Raw genomic sequence first — 21,884 nt, 5'->3', positions numbered from 1 at the left:
CGCGGGAACGCGCCTTGGTCAGTCTTTCTTCGGTTTGAGGATCAACACCGCAAGTGGTGGCAGATTCAGCACCAGCGAATCTTCCATCCCATGCGCCGGCTCGGCTTCAGTCATGACCTCGCCACCATTGCCAAAGTTGGAGCCTGCGTAGGTTTCCGCATCACTGTTCAACAGCTCCGTCCAGGCACCTCGCATCGGCGCGCCGAGACGGTAGTCCAGGCGCGGCACCGGGGTCATGTTGGCGACCACCAGCAGCGGTTCACCCTCGTTGCTCCAGCGCAGGTAGGCAAACACGCTATTGGCACTGTCATCGCCAACCAGCCACTGGAAGCCGGCAGGGTCTGCATCGCGCTCGTGCAGCGCCTTTTCGTCTCGATAGAGGCGGTTCAGATCGCCGACCAGATTCTTCACGCCCACGTGTTCGGCGTATTGCATCAAGTACCAGTCCAGTTCCCTGTCGTGATTCCACTCGCGCCATTGGCCGAATTCGCAGCCCATGAACAGCAGCTTCTTGCCGGGGTGCGTCCACATGAATGACAGATACGCGCGCAGGTTGGCGAATTTCTGCCAGCGGTCACCCGGCATCTTGTCGATCAGCGAATGTTTGCCGTGCACCACTTCGTCGTGGGAAATAGGCAGTACAAAACGCTCGGACCACGCATACACAAGGCTGAAGCTCAGCTTGCCATGGTGATGCCCACGGTTGATCGGGTCCTCTTCCATGTACTGCAGCGAGTCATGCATCCAGCCCATGTTCCACTTGTAATTGAAGCCAAGCCCACCCTGCTGGGTCGGCTCGCTGACGCCCGGCCACGCCGTCGACTCTTCGGCAATCACCATGGTCCCGGGGGCTTCCAGCGCAACCACGTCGTTCAAATGACGCAGGAAGTCGATGGCCTCGAGGTTTTCGCGGCCGCCGAAGCGATTCGGCACCCATTCGCCCGCATTACGCGAATAGTCGCGGTACAGCATCGACGCCACTGCATCCACGCGCAGACCGTCGATGTGGTAATGCTTGAGCCAGTGCAGTGCCGAGGCCAGCATGAAGCCATGAACCTCAGTGCGCCCCAGGTTGTAGATCAGGGTGTTCCAGTCCTGATGGAAGCCTTCCTTGGGGTCCGCGTACTCATACAGGCAAGTGCCGTCGAACTGCGCCAGACCGTGGGTATCGGTCGGAAAATGCGCGGGAACCCAGTCAAGAATGACGCCGATCTCAGCCCGGTGGCAGGCATCGACGAAGAAGGCGAAATCTTCCGGCGAACCGTAGCGGGCAGTTGGCGCGAACTGGGCCAGCAACTGATAGCCCCACGAACCACCGAACGGGTGCTCCATGATCGGCATCAGCTCGATATGCGTGAAGCCAAGCTCCTTGACGTAAGGAATCAGGCGATCAGCCAGTTCACGCCAGTTGTACTGCCGCCATTGATTGTCGTCGACCTGCTCCATCTGCCAGGAGCCTGCGTGCAACTCGTAGATCGACAAGGGTGCAGTCACTTGGTGACGGCCTGCCCTTGATTGCAGCCACTCTTGGTCATTCCACTCGAATTGCAGCGGCGCAGAGATCTTCGACGAGGTATCGGGCGGCAACGTGGTGGCCAGGGCCATCGGGTCGCTTTTCAGCGGCAGAATACCGTGAGCACCGAGAATCTCGTACTTGTAGAGCTCACCTGGCTGCAGACGCGGGACGAAAATTTCCCATACGCCGGTCGGGTGGCGCATGCGCATCGGATGGCGACGGCCATCCCAACTGTTGAAGCTGCCAACGACAGAAACACGACGCGCATTGGGCGCCCAGACCGCAAAACGCACACCGTCCACGCCATCGACGCGGGTGACTTGCGCGCCCAGACAGCTGCTCAGGTCGCGATGATTACCCTCGGCAAACAGGTAAAGGTCCATCTCGCCCAGCAGCGGGCCAAAACTGTAAGGGTCTTCGGTGATCTGTTCACCACCGGCCCAGTTGATTTTCAGCAAGTAAGGCTGCGGGTGCTCAAGGTGGCCGACGAAAAACCCCGGCACCTCGCTCATTTCCATCTCGCCCAGTTCACGACCGTCATCCCTGGCCAGCAAGCGCACACTCAAGGCTGCGGGCAAATAGGCGCGAACGAACTGCCCGCTGCCGCCATCGCCATGCGGGCCCAGGACAGAGAACGGATCACGATGTTCAGCACGGATCAGCGCGTCGAGGTCCACAGCAGCGGGAATCGCGCGGCGGCGCGTGCCGGTTTTGTCAGGCGCATTCATATTGACTCTCCATCAGACGGTTGCAGCAGTCCACGCAAGCCTTGCAAGGGAACGGCCAGCCACGCTGGGCGGTTCTCGGCTTCGTAGATCACTTCATAAGCAGCTTTTTCAAGGGTGAACAGCTCGAGTGCAGCGTCCTCCCCTTTCGCATCTTTCCAGGCATGGGCAATGCCGGTGGTCGCCGAGCGATAACCTTCGATGAAGGTTTCTCGCGCCTGCGCCAGGTAGGTATCGGCAACACGTTTGCGCGCGCCGGCAGCCTCGGGAGACGTGTCTACGCTCTGCGCACTGCGTACAGCCATCGCCGCAGCGTAGTCGAAGGAGCGCAGGACACCGCTGACATCCTTGAACGGGCTGTGCTTGGCACGGCGCTCTTCGAGTGCGCGGGCCGGCTCGCCCTCGAAATCGATCAGGTAGGCATCGCCCTTGACCACCAGTACCTGCCCCAGATGCAGATCGCCATGCACACGTATGCGCAGGCCACCGGCCGAGCGCTTGGCCAGGCCTTCGACGCGCTGACGGATCTGCTTGCGCTGCGCGAGCAAGTCTTTGACCAGTTGCTGATCGTCCTGCTCCAGCTCGCCCATGCGCTGCTCCAGCAACTGCAAGGCGCGCTCGAGCTGAGCGTTGACGCTGGCACCCGAGGCCTTGCTGTCCTGGCTGCTGGTGACCTCAACGGCAAAGTCGGCATTGTCGGTGGGCGATGCCAGAATCTGATGCATCTCACCCAGGCGCTGGCCAAGACTGCGCGAGAAGTCCGCGAGTTCGAGCAACGCGTTGTAGTGCTGTTCCTGGCCGGAAACACCATGTGCCAGCTCGTCGCGTACCGCACGCTCGAGATTGTTCTGGGTCCATTCCCACGCATCGCCCTGATTGCTCAGGTAGCCTTGAGCAATCATCAGCAGGTTGGACTGACCGTCCTTGCCGACGCGTACCAGAGAACCCAGTAGCGGTGAAATGTTCTTGAAGCCGGCATGAGTCAGGAATGCGCCCATTTCCAGCTCGGGGTGCGTCCCGGCACTGACTTTGCGAATCAGCTTGAGCACCAGGCTGCTGCCCACCACCACTGAACTGTTCGATTGCTCGGCAGACAGGTAGCGCACTTCCGACTCGGCGTTCAGGCCGAGGGGCGCCAGCTGCGAGCTTTGCTCAAAACGCAACTCGCCGTCGGCACAGGGTATGACGGTATCCGACTGCATGCCCTGAATCACGGCACGGATGAAGGTTTCCAGAGTGAATGCATCCGTGATCAACCCGACATCGCGGTTGCGACGTACTCGGGCGAGCGCCAGCTGCTGCGGCAATGCACTGCTGATGTCGTCTTCGGCCAGCAAGCCGAACGGCAATTGATAGCGATCGGTCTGCCCGCCTGCGGAGACTTCTATTTCACTGAGCAATACCGGATTCGCTTCGTCGCCGAAGCGCACGGCGTAGGCAATGCTGACCTGCTCGATCGCCTTGTCCTTGCCCGCGAACCAGCGTCGTTTGGGCAGGTAAACCGCCAGCGAGGTGTTTTCCATGGTGCTGCGCAGTGGCTCTTCGAGCAACTCTTCCAGACGCTTCTTGAGCACCAGGGTCGGGAAGTCCGGCATGCTCTGCGCGGGTTCAACGTGCCAACTGGGCATTTGATTCTCCGAAGCCAGTAAAAACCAGTAAAAGCCGTACGGCGGCAGCGTCAGCAGGTAGCTTAACTGGCCGATAGGCGGGAATGCGCTGCCGCCGAGCATTTCCACCGGCACCGTGCCTGCATAGGCAGACAGCTCAAGCTCTGCAGCCTGGGCAGCGCTGGAAACGTTGGCGACACACAGCACAACTTCACTGTGTCCGTCAGGCGCTGTGTATTCGCGGGTATAGGCAAGAATGCGGCGGTTCGACGGCGAGAGCATTTTCAACGTGCCACGCCCGAATGCCTTCTGCTGTTTACGCACGGCGAGCATGCGCCGGTTCCAGTTCAGCAGAGAATGCGGATCACGTTCCTGGATTTCGACGTTGACCGACTGGAATCCGTACATCGGGTCCATGATCGGTGGCAACACCAGACTGGCCGGATCGGCGCGCGAAAAGCCGCCGTTGCGGTCGATGGACCATTGCATGGGCGTGCGCACACCGTCCCGGTCGCCCAGGTAGATGTTATCGCCCATGCCGATCTCGTCGCCGTAATACAGCGTCGGTGTGCCGGGCATCGACAACAACATACTGTTGAGCAACTCGACCCGACGGCGATCGCGATCCACCAACGGCGCCAGGCGCCGACGGATGCCCAGGTTGATCCGTGCACGGCGGTCGGCGGCGTAGTAATTCCACAGATAATCACGCTCACGATCGGTGACCATTTCCAGGGTCAGTTCATCGTGGTTGCGCAGGAAAATCGCCCACTGGCAGTTTTCCGGAATCTCCGGCGTCTGCCGCAGGATATCGGTGATCGGAAAACGATCTTCCTGAGCCAGTGCCATGTACATGCGCGGCATCAACGGAAAGTGAAAAGCCATGTGGCATTCATCGCCATCCGGGCCTTTGCTGTCGCCAAAATACAGTTGGGTGTCTTCCGGCCATTGGTTGGCCTCGGCCAGCAGCATGCGGTCCGGATAATTAGCGTCGATCTCGGCACGGATGCGCTTGAGCACCTGATGGGTTTCCGGCAGGTTCTCGTTGTTGGTGCCGTCCCGTTCGATGAGGTACGGAATGGCATCCAGACGCAAGCCGTCAATGCCCAGATCCAGCCAGAAGCGCATGACTTCCAGTACCGCATCCAGCACGTGCGGGTTGTCGAAGTTCAGGTCCGGCTGATGCGAGTAGAAACGGTGCCAGAAGTACTGGCCGGCAACCGGGTCCCAGGTCCAGTTGGACGTCTCGGTATCGAGAAAAATGATCCGCGTGCCGTCGTACTTCTGATCAGTGTCCGACCACACATAGAAATCCCGCGCCTTGGAGCCGGGCTTGGCATTGCGGGCTTTCTGAAACCATGGATGCTGATCGGACGTGTGGTTGATGACCAGCTCGCTGATCACTCGCAGGCCGCGCTTGTGTGCCTGAGCGATGAAACGCTTGGCGTCGGCCATGGTGCCGTAGTCGCTGTGCACATCGCGGTATTCGGAAATGTCGTAGCCATCGTCCCGGCGCGGCGACGGGTAAAACGGCAACAACCAGATGGTGTTGACGCCCAGCGCGGCAATGTAGTCGAGCTTTTCGATCAGGCCCGCGAAATCGCCGATTCCGTCGTTGTTGGAATCAAAGAACGATTTCACGTGAACCTGATAAATCACCGCATCCTTGTACCAGAGCCGGTCTTTGATAAATGTCGCGTCACCGGGCTTTTTGGCCATTATTGACTCCTCGGGAGTGTTATTGCGCGGCCTGGATACGCCAGATTCCAAACGGTTGAGCTGGATCGAGACGCGTGTGCTGATACTTGCCATACCAGGTCCAGCGGTGCCCTGTCATCAGGTCTTCACCCGACGTAGCGGCGTCATCCGGCAGCCCCATTTCCCACAGCGGCAACTCGAAATCCGCTTCCTGTGCGTTGTACGGGTCAAGGTTGACGGCAACCAGAATGAAGTTGCTGCCATCCGCAGAGCGCTTGCCGAAATACAGGATGTTGTCATTCCACGCGTTATACAGCTTCAGCCCCAGGTGCGTTTGCAGCGCAGGGTTCTGCCGACGAATACGGTTGAGCTGAGCGATCTCGGCAATGATGTTGCCCGGCGCCGCGTAATCGCGAACCCGAATCTCATACTTCTCCGAGTCCAGATACTCTTCCTTGCCAGGGATTGGTGCCGCTTCGCACAGCTCGAACCCCGAATACATGCCCCACAGTCCGGAGCCCATAGTGGCCAGTGCCGCCCGGATCAGAAACCCAGGGCGACCGGACTCATGCAGGAAGCGCGGGTTGATATCGGGCGTGTTGACGAAGAAATTCGGGCGATAGCAATCACGCCACGGGACTTCATTGAGCTGAGTGAAATACTCAGAGAGTTCCGCCTTGGTGTTGCGCCAGGTGAAATAGGTGTAGCTCTGGCTGTAACCGACCTTGCCCAGGCGTGCCATCATTGCCGGCTTGGTAAAGGCTTCGGCCAGGAACATCACCTCAGGGTGCTGACTGCGCACTTCGCCGATCATCCACTGCCAGAACGGCAGCGGTTTGGTGTGCGGGTTGTCGACGCGGAAGATTTTCACCCCTTCGTTGACCCAGCCCAGAACGATGTCGCGCAACTCCGTCCACAGGCCGGGGATGGCGTCTGGTGCGTAGAAATCGACGTTGACGATGTCCTGATACTTTTTCGGCGGGTTTTCCGCATAACGGATCGTGCCGTCCGGACGCCACGAGAACCAGCCCGGATGCTGCTTGAGCCACGGGTGATCCTGAGAACACTGAATGGCGAAATCCAACGCGATTTCCAGACCATGGTCGGCCGCAGCTTTCACCAGGTTACGGAAATCTTCACGGCTGCCCAGCTGTGGGTGAATGGCTTCATGGCCGCCATCCTCGCTGCCGATTGCATACGGGCTGCCCGGATCATCAGGTCCGGCGGTCAGGGAGTTGTTCGGCCCCTTGCGGTGGGCACGGCCGATAGGATGAATCGGCGGGAAATACAGCACGTCGAAGCCCATGTCGCGAATGATCGGCAGACGCGAATGGACGTCGTTGAACGTCCCGTGGCGCGCCGGATCGTCGGTCATCGAACGGGGAAACAGCTCGTACCAGCTGGCAAACTGTGCTAGCTCACGCTCGACATCAAGCGGGAACTCGACGCTGCGGCTCAGGAACGCCTGATTGTCGGCCAGCTTCATCAGGCTGGCGGTTTCGCTGTGCAACAGTAGCGCTACTTTCTCGTCTTTGTCGCCCTGTTCAAGTTGGCCCAGCAGACTTTCGATCTGCTGGCGCTGTTCGTTCTGGCTGCGCTCGGCGGCGTGGACCAGATGAATGCGGCCCTCTTCCAGCTCCAGATCGACAGGAACGCCAGCGCCGAACTTCTTCTCCAGTTCATAGCGGTAGCTGCCGAACTGATCGATCCAGGCTTCGAGGCGAAACACATGGCGGCTTACGGAGGTCGGGGTGAATTCACCAACCCAGCTGTCATTGCCCAGCTCGCGCATTGGCGCGCTGTGCCAGTGTTCTTCATCGGCAGCACGCCAGCGGATATTCACCGCCATTTTGTCGTGCCCATCGGCATAGACCTTGCTGGTCACGGTAACCGGTTGCCCGATGATCGCCTTGGCCGCAAACAGGCCACCGTCGATCACCGGCAACGTGTCTTCGATCACGATGCGGGGTAATTGCAGCGCCTGAGTCAGTGACAGCGGAAGGGTTGCTTGCGGGACATCGGTGGCCAGGGAATCCGGACCGTATGGCTGTTCATTCATCGAGCATCACTCCTCACGCCCCAGGGACGCTCCTGTGCATTCCATGCAATGGAAAAATTGACGGTATGGCAGCGTACGATCGCACTGTGCTGGCGACTCGTCTATTTCCGCTGCCTAGGTTCCGAGCGGTCAACGAGGGTAAAGTTCAAAGGTTTTGAGGATGTTTGGTGGTCGTGCGCAGAGATGAAGCAGCCATCGAGCGGATCAACAAGGCGACTGTAGCGGGAAGCAAATCAATTGAATCATCGGCCCTGCCGGGCGGTCGTAAACAGGGTCGACAAGGAGGCTGCAACCATGACCCTACCCAATCCGGTAGAAGTACCCGATCCAAACATCGATGACCCCGCCCTGCCCGAGCCAATCCCCGAACAGGAGCCGCCGCCATCCACGCCACCACCCAATGAAACACCAGTCGGCGACCCGCCTGCCAATGCGCCACCGGTTACGGTGTGACGAGTCAGTAAACGGGATCTGAAGGCGTCTGTCCGAGCATGGACACCTTCAGCGCCCTCCCGCTACATCGATGAACGTTCCCGTCGTATACGACGCATTGTCCGACAGCAACCAGAGAATGGCCTCGGCGACTTCCTCCGCGGTGCCGCCACGGCCCATGGGCAATGCACCCTCAAGCTTGCTGACGCGGAACGGATCGCCGCTCAGAGCGTGAAAGTCGGTGAAGATGAAACCCGGACGTACTGCGTTGACGCGCACGTTTTCCGCCGCGACCTCTTTGGAAAGTCCGATAGTGAAGGTGTCCAGTGCCCCTTTGGATGCCGCATAGTCGACGTACTCGCCTGCCGAGCCGAGGCGCGCCGCGAGCGAGGATACGTTGACGATGCTGCCGCCGTGCCCCCCGTGTGCCGGCAACATGCGCAACAAGGCGTGTTTGCTGCACAGCATCGGGCCGACGACGTTGTTCATCATCATCTTCAACATGCGAAATTCCGACATGTCCTCGACTCTGGAAGCCTGCGCCAGGGTGCCCGCATTATTGACCAGATGAGTGACTCGACCGAGTTCGGCGTCGACCCGGGCAAACAGCCGCATGATCTCATCTTCGTTGCTGACGTCGGCTTGCACGGTGATCGCTCTGGCGCCCATCGCCCTTACCTGGACTGCGGTCTTTTCGGCGGCGGCATGATCCGACAGGTAATTGATGCAGATCCGATAACCCTGTGAGGCGGCCAGACGCGCCGTGGCAGCGCCGATCCCGCGCGAACCACCGGTGATAATGAGGACTTTTTCCATGGAGTGTCTCGTGTTTTTTTAAAGGCCGACATCAGGATCCAGCCAACCCTCGCAGGTTAACCAGCCGGTTCAGATCGTGCCAGCCTTTACCGTCCAGCGCCATCTGTGCGTTTCAGAAATCGGATTGCCCGGTATCGGACTCATCCACCGCAGCTTTTGCCTCGGCAGCATGGATTTCTTCGAGAAACTGCTGGGCCGGCAACGGATAACCCAGCAGGAAGCCCTGCAGCGAGTGGCACCCCAAATGAGTCAGGAAACGCTGCTGAACGGCGGTTTCGACGCCCTCGGCGACTATCCGCAGATTCAGCGCCTGCCCTACCGCCACGATGGCCGAAACAATGGCAGCGTCGTCGGTGTCATGCTCCAGATCGCGGACGAAGCCTCGATCAATCTTGATTTCATTGGCAGGCAATCGCTTCAGGTACATCAGGCTGGAGTAACCGGTGCCAAAATCATCGATCGACAGGTCCACACCCATTTCCGAAAGCCTTCTCAACACCGCCAGGCTGGCATCCGCATCATGCATGGCAGTGGTTTCGGTGATTTCCAGGGTCAGGCAGTTGGCCGGTAACTGATGCCGCGCCAGTGTGTCCGCCACTGCCGTGACCAGCCCGGAATGACAGAACTGCAAGGCTGACAAGTTGACTGCAATGCGCCAGTGCGAGTAACCCTGCGCGTACCACTCACGCATTTGCCGACAGGCTTCATCCAGGACCCACTCGCCGATCTGAATGATCAGACCGGTTTTCTCTGCCATGGCGATGAACAGGTCGGGAGCGAGGATCCCCTGTTCCGGATGGTTCCAGCGCAACAATGCCTCTGCCCCTACGGGCAGTCCGGTCATGGCATCGAACTTGGGCTGGTAATAGATACAGAACTGTCGATGCTTGATCGCCTTGTGCAAATCCTGCGACATTTGCAGCTGATTGCGGGCGTTACTGTTCATCGACGCATCGAAAAAGCTGTAGCCGTTCTTGCCGGCAGCCTTGGTGTGGTACATAGCGGCGTCGGCATTGATCAGAAGCTCATGCTGGGTGCTGCCATTGCCCGGGTAGATGCAGATGCCGATGCTCAGTGAAATCTGCAACTGATGTTCACCAATGGTGAACGGGTTGCCGACTTCGTTGACCTGTCGTCTGGCAACGGCCAATGCATCCTCAGGGTGTTGAAGCTCCACCAGCAGGACGAACTCATCGCCGCCGACTCTTGCCAGCGTGTCACGCCGCTGCAGGCTGTTGCGAAGACGCAAGGCGACCTGCCGCAACAGCAGGTCGCCGGTGTGGTGGCCGAATGCATCGTTGACCGGTTTGAAGCCATCAAGGTCCATGAACATCAATGCAAAGCACCCACCCGTCTCATTGGCCCTCTTCATTGCCCGATCAATGCGCTCCGTCAACAACGCACGGTTTGGCAAACCGGTCAGGTTGTCATGCAGGGCCAGGTGGGTCAGTTCCAGATTGGCTTCAGTCAGGGAATCGGCCAGAACCGCGGTACGTGTTTCCAGGTGAGAATCGAGAATGCAGCTGAACAGCGCAATCCCCAGAATCGACAGGCTGGCGACCAGCACGAATCTGTCCAGCCCGTTGCTGCTCAGCCCCTGCGGCAGCGCCCCGCAAAAGCTGCCATCAGCAAAATTCGCAGCGGCCATACCTGTGTAATGCATGCCAATGACAGCCAGCCCGAGCAACAGTGCCGCCGAGGCGCGTAGGAGGTAGACTCTGGGGCGTCGCTGACGAAGATGGAAGGCTATTCGCAGTGCTGCCGCGGACGCAGCGACAGCGATCACCAACGAAAGTACCAACAGCCACGGCGTGTATTGAATCCCCGGCTGCATGCTCATGGCCGCCATGCCGGTGTAGTGCATGGCGCTGATGCCAAGCCCCAGCAATAACGCCCCCAAGCTCAGTTGCAGGGCAGGCAATCGCGGCTGGGTGGCGAGCCACAGGGCGAACCCTGAAAAGCCGATGGCGATCAACAGCGAAAGCAGCACCAGTGGCACGTCATAGCCAAGGTTGATGGGCAATACGAACGCCAGCATACCGATGAAATGCGTTGACCAGGTACCGACGCCCATCGCGATCGCGCCTCCCGCGATCCATACGTGAACGGCACGGCCCCTGGCCGAGACGATGCGGCCAACCAGATCGAGGGCCGTGTACGCAGCAAGAATAGCGACGAGAATCGAGATTACGACGAGTGAAGGGATGTAACTGCCAATCAACATAAACGCACCTGGAAACCAATGAGCGCGTCCATGCCGATCTTGTGCGGGTGATTGTACGCATTCGCGGCAGAATGTCGCGGCACTTGGTCGCAAAGATGGCGAATAGCTATTATTTTTCCGGTTACTGCGAACAGTTCACTGAAAAAGTGTGTTTGAACCCGAAATATTCACTCCCGGAGCGTCAGGCCTGTCTCGGCATTCCAGCCCCCGCCCAGTGCGGCGATCAATTGAACGCTGGCAATCAAACGGCTTTGCAGCACGCTGAGCACACTGCGCTCGTTGCTCAATGCGGTGGCCTGGACATTGACGACGTCCAGGTAACCGATCAACCCGGCCTTGTATTGATTGTTGGTCAGGCGCAGCGAGTCACGAGCCGAGACCAGCGCTTCCTGGCGTACGGCCGCTTCCTGCTCGTATACCTTGAGCTGAACCAGATAGTTTTCGACCTCCTGGAAGCCGTTCAGCACGGTCTGCCGGTACTGGGCGACAGTCTGGTCATACACCGCTTCGGTGCGATCGACCTCGGCCGAACGTTTTCCGCCGTCGAACAGGGTCAGCGCCAACTGCGGGCCCACCGACCAGAAGCGGTTGGGCAGGCTGATCCAGTTGGCAAAGGTACTGCTGCTGTAACCGCCGCTCATGCTCAGCGTGAAGTCCGGATAATAAGCCGCCTTGGCCACGCCGATGTTGGCATTGGCGCCCATGACCGAGCGCTCGGCTGCGGCGATGTCAGGGCGGCGTTCGAGTAACTGCGAAGGCAGGCCTGGCGGGATCTGCGGCAACTGCGGAATCGAAGTGGTGACGGGCAGATTGAAGTCTGCCGGCGCCATGCCCATCAGTACGACGATGGCATTCTCGTATTGCGCCCGTTGCCAGGCCAGGTCAATCAGATCGGCCTGGGTACTTTTCAGTTGCGTCTGTGCCTGCGCAACAGCATCACTTCCGGAAATACCGGCGCGGTACTGGTTCTGCGTCAGGGTCAGGGAGCGCTGGTAGGCATCCACTGTGGACTCCAGCAGGCGTTTCTGTTCATCGATCACGCGCAATTGCAGGTAATTCTGCACCAGTTCCGATTGCAGGCTCAGGCGCATCGCCGCCAGGTCGGCAAGACTCGCCTGCGCATTGGCGGTGTCGGCTTCCAGCCCGCGACGCAGCTTGCCCCAGACGTCGGCCTCCCAACTGACGCCCAACTGCGCGTTGTAACTGTTGCGAATCCCCGAAGCACTGGTGCCGGTGTTCGAGGTGCCAGTGCCCTGCCCCGAGCGCGTCTTGCCGGTCGTCAGGTCGAGGGTCGGCAGGAAGGCAGCCCTGGAGCTGCGCACCAGTGTCTGTGCCTGTCGATACTGCGCGTCGTACTGGGCGACTGTCTGGTTGGAGGTGTTGAGGCGCTCGACCAGAGCGTTCAACTGCGGGTCCTTGTACACCTCCCACCATGCACCTTTGGCCATCCCGTCACTTGGCGTGGCCGCACGCCAGCCCTGCGCAGCCTTGAACTGCGCGGGCGCGGCCATCGACGGCTTCTGGTAATCCGGACCCACAGCGCAGGCGCTGAGCAGCACGACGCAAAGCCCCAGCGCGAATGGACGAATCAGCCCTGTCGGGCGGGAGGTGAATGCCAGGCGTTCGGTCATAGCGGAGTTTCCAGAGCAGCATCGGTGCGCACGCCACGCCATTTGTTGTAACGATGGCGCAGACGGTCGAGATAAAGGTAAACCACCGGGGTGGTATAGAGGGTCAGGACCTGGCTGAAGATCAGGCCACCAATGATGGTCAAACCCAGCGGCTTGCGCATTTCGGCACCTTCGGCGGTACTCAGCAGCAGCGGCAAGGCACCCAGGATGGCGGCCATCGTGGTCATCAGAATGGGCCGCAGGCGCTGCAGGCAGGCGCTGCGAATCGACTCTTGCGGCGTCATTCCCTGTTCGCGCTCCAGATGCAGGGCAAGGTCGATCATCATGATCGCGTTTTTCTTCACCACGCCAATCAGCAGGAACAGCCCCAACAGGGAAATCAGGCTGAATTCGCTGCCCAGCACATAGATCGTCAGCAATGCGCCAACGCCTGCGGACGGGAGCGTCGAGAGGATCGTCAGCGGATGAATGTAGCTCTCATAGAGGATACCCAGCACCAGGTACACCGCCAGCAACGCACCGAGGATCATCCACGGCTGACTCTTCTGCGTGGAAGCGAAGGCGTTGGCGGTCCCGGCCATCTTGGAAATGATGTCGGATGGCAGCCCGATGGCGGCAATCGCCCGTTCTATCGCCACGGTGGCCTTGTCGAGGCTGGCCCCTTCGGCCAGATCGAAGGAGATGTTCTCGGCCGCGAACTGACCGTCATGCGATACCCGGTCATTGGCCAGGCTGCGCTCGTAATGGGCGATGCTCGATAGCGGTACACGCTGCCCGTCTGCGGTAATGACCTGAACCTGCTCCAGCGTCACCGGGTCCTGGGCGTATTTTGGATTGACCTCCATCACCACCTTGTACTGGTTGAGGCTGTCATAGATGGTCGATACCTGGCGCTGGCTGTAAGCGTTGTTGAGCACCGCCGTGACCATGTTCATATCGATACCCAGTCGCTTGGCCGTGTCACGGTTGACCACCAGGGTCACCTGTTGTGCCCCGCGCCCTTCCCGTGCGTCGATGGCGGTCAGCTCGGGCACCGACTTGAGCGCTGCGACAATCTTGGGGTACCACAGACGCAGACTGCCCAGATCAGCGCTCTGCACGATGTATTGATACTGTGAACTGGTCTGCTCGCGACCGCCGCCCAGTTGCAGGTCCTGATCCGGGGCCAGGAACAACCTGCCGCCCGGCACATGCGGCATGTTCTTGCGCAGGCGCTCGACCACTTTCTCGGCAGACAGCTTGCGCTCGGCAATCGGCTTGAGGCGCACGATCATGAAGGCGTTATTGGTGCCACCGCTGCCACCGATAAAACCGGCAACGCTTTCCACCGCAGGGTCAGCGAGAATCGACAGGCGGAAGGTCTCCATTTTCGGCTGCATGACCGAAAACGAAAGACCGTCGTCACCGCGAACAAAACCCATCAGTTGCCCGGTGTCCTGCTGCGGCAGAAAGGTCTTGGGCACCACCACATACAGCGCGATATTGACCACCACGGTAACCAGCAGGCTGAGCAGCGTCAGCCGTCGATGCCGCATCACCCAGCCCAGCGAGCGGTCGTAGCCTGCCACCATTCGATCGTTGACCCGCTCGCTCCAGCGCTGAAAGGCGTTTTCCCCATGGGCTTCGCGTGGCTTCAACCAACGCGCGCACAACATCGGCGTCAGGGTCAGGGACACAATCAGCGAGACGATGATCGCTACCGACAAGGTGATGGAAAACTCGCGAAACAGACTTTCGACCAGACCGCCCATGAACAGGATGGAAATGAACACCGCGACCAGCGAGACGTTCATCGACAGCAAGGTGAACCCCACCTCCTTGGCGCCCAGAAAAGCCGCTTTCATGGGGTCGAGGCCGTTGTGAATATGCCGGGATATGTTTTCCAGCACAACGATGGCATCGTCCACCACCAGACCGGTCGCGAGGATCAACGCCATCAGTGACAGGTTGTTCAGGGAGAAGCCGAACAGGTGCATGATCGCAAAGGTGCCGACCAGCGATACCGGAACCGCCAGGGTGGGGATCAGCGAGGCGCGAAAACTGCCGAGGAACAGGAACACCACCATCACCACCAGCACCACGGCAATCAGTAGGGTCATTTCGGCTTCGTGCAGCGTCGCCTTGATCACCGGCGAGCGGTCCATCGCGATATTGAGACTGACACTGGCCGGCAGCACCGCTCGCAGCGCCGGCAACTGCGCCTTGATCTGCGCCACGGTTTCAATGATGTTGGCGCCCGCCTGGCGATTGACGACCAGCAGCACGGCACGGTCATTGTTGTAGAACCCGCTGTTGTAACGGTCTTCCACGGCATCGCTGACTTTCGCCACGTCCTTCAGGCGCAAGGTCGCTCCGTCCTTGTAGCGAATGATCAGCGGCGCATAATCCTCGGCGGTTTCCAGCTGGTCGTTGGCCTGCACCTGCCAGTTATGCTGGTCGTCCTCCACAAAGCCCTTCGGCCGTCGTACGTTGGTGCCAGTGATGGCAGTGCGTACGTCGTCCAGCGATACACCGTACTGGGAGAGCATCTGCGGCTCCAGTTCGATACGCACAGCAGGCAGCGAGCTGCCGCCGATCTGCACTTCGCCGACCCCGGAAACCTGTGACAGGCTCTGTGACAGGATGGTGGACGCCAGGTCGTAAAGCTGGCCCTTCTCCAGCACCGTCGACGTCATCGACAAGACCATGATCGGCGCCTGGGACGGGTTGACCTTCTTGTAGGTCGGCATACTGCGCATACCGCTGGGCAGCAGATTGCGTGAGGCATTGATCGCCGCCTGCACTTCCCGCGCGGCGCCGTTGATGTCGCGATTCAGATCGAACTGCAGAATGATCCGCGTGGTGCCCTGGCTTGAATTGCTGGTCATGGTGTTGACACCGGCAATACTGCCCAGCGATCGCTCCAGCGGCGTTGCCACCGTGGACGCCATCACTTCCGGACTGGCACCGGCGAGGCTGGCCGAGACCACAATCACCGGGAAATCCATGTTCGGCAACGGTGCCACCGGCAACAAGCGAAAGCTCACCGCGCCCAGCAGCATGATCGCCAGGCTTAGCAGAACGGTCGCAACGGGGCGACTGATGAACGGCGCTGAGAGGTTCATGCGTCAGCCCGTTCCAGTCGGTCCGGGTCAGCCGGTTTGCGACTCCAGCGACGGCCAAGGCGGTCGAAATACAGGTAGATGACCGGCGTTGTGAACAGTGTCAGCACCTGACTGAGCAACAGTCCGCCAACCATCACCAGCCCCAGTGGTTGCCGCAATTCGGCGCCGGAGCCACTGGCGAGCATTAGCGGGATGGCGCCGAACAATGCGGCCAGGGTGGTCATGAGAATCGGCCGGAAGCGCAACAGTGCCGCGTCGTAGATCGCCTGCTCGGGCGCAACACCGCGGTTGCGCTCCGCGTCGAGCGCGAAGTCGATCATCATGATCGCGTTCTTCTTGACGATGCCGATCAATAGAATGATGCCGATGATCGCGATCATCCCCAGATCGTTGCCGCTGATCAGCAGAGCCAACAAGGCTCCCACTGCTGCCGACGGCAGGGTCGAGAGGATGGTGATCGGGTGAATGTAGCTCTCGTAGAGCACGCCCAGCACGATGTACATGGTGACCACCGCCGCCAGAATCAGCAGCAAAGTGCTGGACAACGAAGCCTGAAACGCTTCGGCAGCGCCCTGGAACTGAGTCTGCACGCCGATCGGCATGCCGATCTCCTGCTCGACCTCCTCGATCACCTTCACCGCCTTGCCCAAGGCAATATCGGGCGCCAGGTTGAACGACATCATCACCGCCGGAAACTGCCCGAGGTGGGCGATGGCCAACTGTGCCTGGCGCTGCTCGACACTTGCCAGGCTGGATAGCTTCACCTGCGCGCCATCGGTGGTCTTGACGTGGATCTGCTCGAGCGCCGCCGGGCCAAGTTCACTGCCCGACGCAGCCTGCAGCACCACGCGGTACTGGCTGGCCTGCGTGTAGATGGTGGATATCTGGCGCTGACCGAATGCGTCGTACAGCGCATCGGTAATGTTCGCAACCGTGACCCCGACCCGGCTGGCCGCATCACGATCGATGTTCAGGTACACCTGCAAACCTTTATCCTGCAGGTCGCTGGCCACATCCGTCAGCTCGGGCCGCTTGCCGAGCGCGTCTACCAGTTTTTCGCTCCACAGCGTCAGCAGCTCGGCGTCGGGCGACGACATGCTGAATTGATACTGGGTGCGACTGACGCGGTCTTCAATGGTCAGGTCCTGCACCGGCTGCATGAACAGGCGGATATCCGACAGCTTGTCGACCTCGGGTTGCAGGCGCTGGATCACCTCGGACGCGGTCAGGTCGCGCGCCCCGTGAGGCTTGAGGTTGATCAACAGGCGCCCACTGTTGAGCGTGGCGTTGTCACCGTCGACACCGATGTAGGACGACAGACTGACCACTGCCGGGTCCTTGAGAATGATGTCGGCAAGTGCCTGCTGACGCTGGCTCATCGCTGCGAACGACACCGACTGCGGCGCTTCCGAAATACCCTGAATCACTCCGGTGTCCTGCACCGGAAAAAAGCCTTTGGGTACGACGATGTACAGCAACACAGTCAAGGCCAGGGTGGCCAGGGCAACCAGCAGGGTCAGTGGCTGATGCTTGAGCACCCAGCGCAGTCTGCCCGCGTAGATGTCGATCAGCCAGTCGATCCAGGCACCGCTGGCCCGGTAAAAACGGCTCTGCTCTTCTTCCCTGGGCTCGCGCTTGAGCAAGCGCGCGCACATCATCGGCGTCAGGGTCAGCGAGACCACCAGCGATATCAATATCGCGACCGCCAGGGTGATCGCGAACTCGCGGAACAGCCGCCCGACCACGTCGGCCATGAACAACAGCGGGATCAATACCGCAATCAGCGAAAGGGTCAGGGAAATCAGGGTGAAACCGATCTGCTTCGCGCCCTTGAGTGCGGCCTGCAAGGGCGTCTCGCCCTCTTCGATGTGTCGGGAGATGTTTTCCAGCATGACGATGGCGTCATCGACGACGAAACCGGTCGCAATGGTCATGGCCATCAGCGTCAGGTTGTTGACCGAAAAACCGGCCAGGTACATCACGCCGAACGTGCCTACCAGCGACAGTGGGACGGCGATAGAGGGAATGATCGTCGCGCTGAAACGACGCAGGAACAGAAAGGTGACCAGCACCACCAGGACGATCGCGATCAGCAGTTCGTGCTGAACATCGGTCACCGACGCACGGATGGTCTGCGTACGGTCCGTCAGGACCACGACGTCGAGCCCTGCCGGAAGGTTTTCGGTGATCGACGGCAGCAACGCCTTGATCCGGTCGACCACCTCAATGACGTTGGCGCCCGGCTGACGCTGAATGTTGAGCAGCACCGCCTGGCTCCGGTTGGCCCAGGCCGCGAGCCGCTCGTTTTCGGCACCATTGACGATTTCGGCCACATCCTTCAGGCGCAAGGGTGCGCCATCCTTGTAAGCCAGAATCAGGTTGGCGTACTCCTCCGGAGACTTCAGCTGATCGTTGGCATCCAGCATCGAAACCCGGGTCGGCCCGTCGAAATTGCCCTTCGGCTGGTTGACGTTGGAGGCGCTGATCAGGGTACGTACATCGGACAGGTTGAGACTGTTGGCGGCCAGCGCCTCCGGGTTGACCTTGATCCGTACCGCCTGCCGCTGCCCGCCGGCAATGCTGACCATGCCCACACCGCTGATCTGCGAGATCTTCTGCGCCATGCGCGTATCGACCAGATCATTGAGCTTGGGCAACAACATGGTTTTCGAGGTGATCGCCAGGGTCAGAACCGGTGTGTCGGCCGGGTTGACCTTGTTGTAGACCGGAGGCGCCGGCAGATCGGTCGGCAGCAGGTTGGTGGCCGCGTTGATCGCCGCCTGCACCTGTTGCTCGGCGACATCCATATTGATTTCAAGGCTAAAGCGCAACGTAATGACCGACGCACCGCCAGAACTGGTCGAGGCCATCTGGGTCAGGCCGGGCATCTGTCCGAATTGACGTTCAAGAGGCGCAGTCACGGAGCTGGTCATCACCTGCGGGCTGGCGCCCGGGTACAGGGTCATCACCCGGATGGTCGGATAGTCGACCTGGGGCAACGCCGAAACAGGCAGCAAGGTATAGGCGATCAGACCCGCCAGGACGATTGCCAACATACTCAGCGTGGTGGCAACCGGACGCAGGATGAACAGGCGTGACATGTTCATACGCTTGGTTTTTCCACCTTGCCGAGCGCCGCCGACTTGTCGGTCTTGCTGTCAGGCTTGCCTTGCAGCTTCTGAGCCGGGCCGGCCGGCACTTCCTTGCTGTCGTTGACGACTTCGACTTCGGCACCGTCGCGCAGGCGGTCGGTACCTTCGAGCACCACCCGCTCGCCGGCTGCCAGACCTTCGGTAATCACCGTGGATGTCTCGTCGCTCGGGCCGGTCTTCAGCAGCTTGAGTTTGACCTTCTTGTCACCGTCCAGCACATAGACAAAGGTCCCGTCGGTGCCGAACTGTACCGCCGCCGTCGGTACGAGCGTGACTTTTTTCAGCGTGTCGGCGCGCAGCCGTACATTGACGAACTGATTGGGGAACAGGACCTCGTCACTGTTATCGAAACGCGCCTTGAACTTCAGTGTGCCGGTGGCCACGTCGATCTGGTTGTCGAGGCTGGCCAGTACGCCGCTGGCCTGCATCTTCGTATCGCCACGGTCCCAGGCTTCAACGGGCAGCTTGTCGCCGGTGCGGTAGCGGGAAATGACTTTCGACAGGTCCTTTTCAGGCAGCGTGAACGCCACGGATATGGGCTGGGTCTGGGTAATCACCACCAGTGCAGTGGTGTCGTTGGCGGCAACCAGATTGCCCACGTCCAGCTGTTTGAGGCCGACACGCCCGGCAATCGGGGCACGGATGCGAGTGAAGTCCAGGCTCAGTTTTGCGTCAGCCACAGCAGCCTGATTGGTCTTGATCGTGCCCTTGTATTGATTGACCAGCGACTCGGCAGTGTCGAGGGTCTGCTTGGCGATGCTGTCCTCGGCAAACAAGCCTCGGTAACGCTGCACATCGAGCTGAGCATTCTTGAGCAGCGCCTGGTTAGTGGCCAGCGTACCTTCGGCCTGCTGCAACGCCACCTGATAGCTGCGCGAATCGATTTCAGCCAGCAGATCACCGGCCTTGACCATCTGCCCTTCCTGGAAATAAAGCTTGACCAGCTCCCCCGCCACGCGGCTGCGCACATTGATGGTGTTCATTGCCGTCACGGTGCCAAGCGCCTTGTAGTAGATCGGAAAATCACCTTCGGTAGCCGGGGCCACACGCACCGGGACCGCGACAGCCGATCCGCCGAAGCCAGGTCGTGCCATGCCGCTTGCAGCCGGCTTCTTGTTGCTCTCGGCCCCCTTGCCGGCAGTGGACGCAGGCCAGAACCACCAGCACAAGGCAACAATGACCAACAGGACCAACAAACTGATCAACCAGCGACGGGATTTACGGGAGCCAGACAATTGCATGAATAAATCAACCATTACAGGTGGGGGTTTGTTCAGAAGGCTGAACAATAAGCACAGTTACGTTACAAGCAAAGCGGCTTTACCAAGCGCTTACTTTGGATAAACGTATGACGCACAAACAAAAAAAACGGCCTGAGCGGATTCAGGCCGTCGACAGGTTGCGGAAAGTTACTTCAGCACAGCCAATGCAGCGTCATAGTTGGGCTCGCTGCCAATCTCGGCAACCAGTTCGCTGTGCAGTACCTTATCGTTCTCGTCCAGAACGACCACGGCGCGTGCTGTCAGACCCGTGAGCGGGCCGTCTGCAATAGCAACACCATAATTTTGAGCAAAATCGGCGCTGCGGAACGAGGACAGGTTCTGAACATTTTCCAGACCTTCGGAGCCGCAGAACCGGGCCTGGGCAAACGGCAGGTCAGCCGAGATGCACAGAACAACGGCGTTGCTCAGGTCATTGGCCTGGGTGTTGAATTTACGTACCGAGGTGGCACAGGTCGGCGTATCGACGCTCGGGAAGATGTTCAATACCTTGCGCTTGCCGGCGAAGGACGCCAGGGTCTTATCGGCAAGACCTGCGCCAACCAGCGTGAAATCGTGTGCCTTGCTACCGACTTCAGGCAGGTTGCCACTGACCTGAACGGGGCTGCCTTTGAGGGTCACTTGAGCCATGAAACACGTTCCTTTTCAAAATGGATGAAAGAGCCGGAAGTTAAACACGAAAGTGTGCCGCGGCCTATATGGGATAATTCTGAATTTTTTCAGGAAACCAGTCTGTCCCTGATATCTGTGTGGGCACACAATTCCACCAGCCAATCAACGAATACCCTCACTCGTCGTGACAACTGTCGATGCGGGGGGTAAAGGGCCGTCAGTGGCAGTGGCGGCGGACGATGCAATCGCAGCACTTCCACCAGCACACCGCTGCGCAATTGCGCGGCGACATGGTAGCGCGGCACCTGAATCAGGCCGAATCCCGCTTCGCACGCCGCGACATAGCCATCGGCACTGTTGACAGCGATCGAGCAGGCCGAGGCGTGCTCAACGTCCATGCCATCGGCCATGAACTCCAGACCATAGCGCTTGCCGGTACTGGTCGAAAAATATTCGATTACCTGATGTTGCGCGAGCTCATTCAGGTTCCGTGGCGTGCCGTATTGCTCCAGGTATTCACGACTGGCGCAGGTGATCTGGGTCAGACTGCCCAGCGGCCTGGCAACCAGCGTTTCATCCAGTGCGGCGCCGGCACGCAGCACGCAGTCCACGCCTTCGCGGATCAGATCGACCGGCCTGTCGCTCATGCCGATTTCCAGGCGGATCTGCGGATAGCGCCGGCTGAATTCAGGCAACGCCGGGATGATAATCATGCGCCCCAGACTGACGGGCAGATCGACACGCAGCAACCCCTTGGGCTCGGCCCCCGTCGCCGAAAACGATGCTTCGGCATCGTCCAGATCGGCCAGCAGGCTGACGCAGCGCTGGTAATAGGCCTTGCCGTCAGGGGTGGCGCTGACCTGACGCGTCGTACGCTGCAAAAGCTGTACGCCCAGGTGCGCTTCCAGCTGCTTGATCAGGATCGTTACCGAAGCACGAGGCATGTGCAGACTCTCGGCCGCCCTGGCGAAACCGCCGAGTTCGACGATACGGGTGAACACGCGCATGGCGTTGAATCGATCCATGAT

General features: G+C 59.9%; 12 protein-coding genes. 1 reads left to right on the top strand and 11 read right to left on the bottom strand.

All coding sequences use genetic code 11. The features are described 5' to 3' along the window. Window positions 1-18: 18 nt before the first annotated feature. The 3 genes from glgB to BLR16_RS00895 are packed head-to-tail and all read right to left on the bottom strand — an operon-like array spanning window position 19 to window position 7,605. Window positions 19-2,244, bottom strand: a complete 2,226-nt coding sequence (gene glgB / locus BLR16_RS00905) for a 1,4-alpha-glucan branching protein GlgB (RefSeq protein ID WP_058396965.1) — start codon at window positions 2,242-2,244, stop codon at window positions 19-21. Beyond that, the gene (gene treS, locus BLR16_RS00900) at window positions 2,241-5,567 is read right to left on the bottom strand and encodes a maltose alpha-D-glucosyltransferase (RefSeq protein ID WP_092194044.1); all 3,327 of its coding nucleotides are present in this window, start codon (window positions 5,565-5,567) and stop codon (window positions 2,241-2,243) included. Before treS ends, glgB begins: the two co-directional genes overlap by 4 nt. Before the next feature lie 19 nt (window positions 5,568-5,586). Continuing rightward, window positions 5,587-7,605 (bottom strand): alpha-1,4-glucan--maltose-1-phosphate maltosyltransferase, encoded by a 2,019-nt coding sequence (locus BLR16_RS00895; RefSeq protein ID WP_032614017.1) that lies wholly within the window; start codon window positions 7,603-7,605, stop codon window positions 5,587-5,589. A 294-nt stretch (window positions 7,606-7,899) separates the two neighbouring features. On the opposite strand from BLR16_RS00895, the gene BLR16_RS00890 reads away from it, so the two are divergent. Next, on the top strand, window positions 7,900-8,058 hold the full coding sequence (locus tag BLR16_RS00890; protein ID WP_072366551.1) for a hypothetical protein: 159 nt from the start codon (window positions 7,900-7,902) through the stop codon (window positions 8,056-8,058). A gap of 48 nt (window positions 8,059-8,106) precedes the next feature. On the opposite strand, the gene BLR16_RS00885 is transcribed toward BLR16_RS00890, so the two are convergent. The 8 genes from BLR16_RS00885 to BLR16_RS00850 all read right to left on the bottom strand — a co-directional run bounded on the left by BLR16_RS00885 (window position 8,107) and on the right by BLR16_RS00850 (window position 21,881). Next, on the bottom strand, window positions 8,107-8,853 hold the full coding sequence (locus BLR16_RS00885) for an SDR family oxidoreductase (RefSeq protein WP_058417127.1): 747 nt from the start codon (window positions 8,851-8,853) through the stop codon (window positions 8,107-8,109). Window positions 8,854-8,965: 112 nt separating this feature from the next. Then, the gene (locus tag BLR16_RS00880; protein ID WP_074807592.1) at window positions 8,966-11,077 is read right to left on the bottom strand and encodes a putative bifunctional diguanylate cyclase/phosphodiesterase; all 2,112 of its coding nucleotides are present in this window, start codon (window positions 11,075-11,077) and stop codon (window positions 8,966-8,968) included. A gap of 167 nt (window positions 11,078-11,244) precedes the next feature. After that, entirely contained in the window at window positions 11,245-12,708 is a 1,464-nt protein-coding gene (locus BLR16_RS00875; RefSeq protein ID WP_092194042.1) for an efflux transporter outer membrane subunit, read from the bottom strand. After that, on the bottom strand, window positions 12,705-15,812 hold the full coding sequence (locus BLR16_RS00870; protein WP_003369446.1) for an efflux RND transporter permease subunit: 3,108 nt from the start codon (window positions 15,810-15,812) through the stop codon (window positions 12,705-12,707). The genes BLR16_RS00875 and BLR16_RS00870 overlap by 4 nt, the downstream gene beginning before the upstream one ends. Then, a complete protein-coding gene (locus BLR16_RS00865; protein WP_003434108.1) occupies window positions 15,809-18,919 on the bottom strand; it encodes an MdtB/MuxB family multidrug efflux RND transporter permease subunit in 3,111 nt (1,036 codons plus the stop codon). The genes BLR16_RS00870 and BLR16_RS00865 overlap by 4 nt, the downstream gene beginning before the upstream one ends. Further along, the gene (locus BLR16_RS00860) at window positions 18,916-20,220 is read right to left on the bottom strand and encodes an MdtA/MuxA family multidrug efflux RND transporter periplasmic adaptor subunit (RefSeq protein WP_074807590.1); all 1,305 of its coding nucleotides are present in this window, start codon (window positions 20,218-20,220) and stop codon (window positions 18,916-18,918) included. The genes BLR16_RS00865 and BLR16_RS00860 overlap by 4 nt, the downstream gene beginning before the upstream one ends. A 153-nt stretch (window positions 20,221-20,373) precedes the next feature. Then, window positions 20,374-20,874, bottom strand: a complete 501-nt coding sequence (gene tpx, locus BLR16_RS00855; protein WP_003369437.1) for a thiol peroxidase — start codon at window positions 20,872-20,874, stop codon at window positions 20,374-20,376. 89 nt (window positions 20,875-20,963) lie between these two features. Beyond that, a complete protein-coding gene (locus tag BLR16_RS00850; protein WP_003434111.1) occupies window positions 20,964-21,881 on the bottom strand; it encodes a LysR family transcriptional regulator in 918 nt (305 codons plus the stop codon). Window positions 21,882-21,884 lie beyond the last annotated feature (3 nt).

Source organism: Pseudomonas sp. BS3767, assembly GCF_900099665.1.
GTDB classification, from domain to species: domain Bacteria; phylum Pseudomonadota; class Gammaproteobacteria; order Pseudomonadales; family Pseudomonadaceae; genus Aquipseudomonas; species Aquipseudomonas cerasi.
Note: the sequence above shows the minus strand (reverse complement) of the source record. Positions and strands in the feature narration are given on the sequence as shown.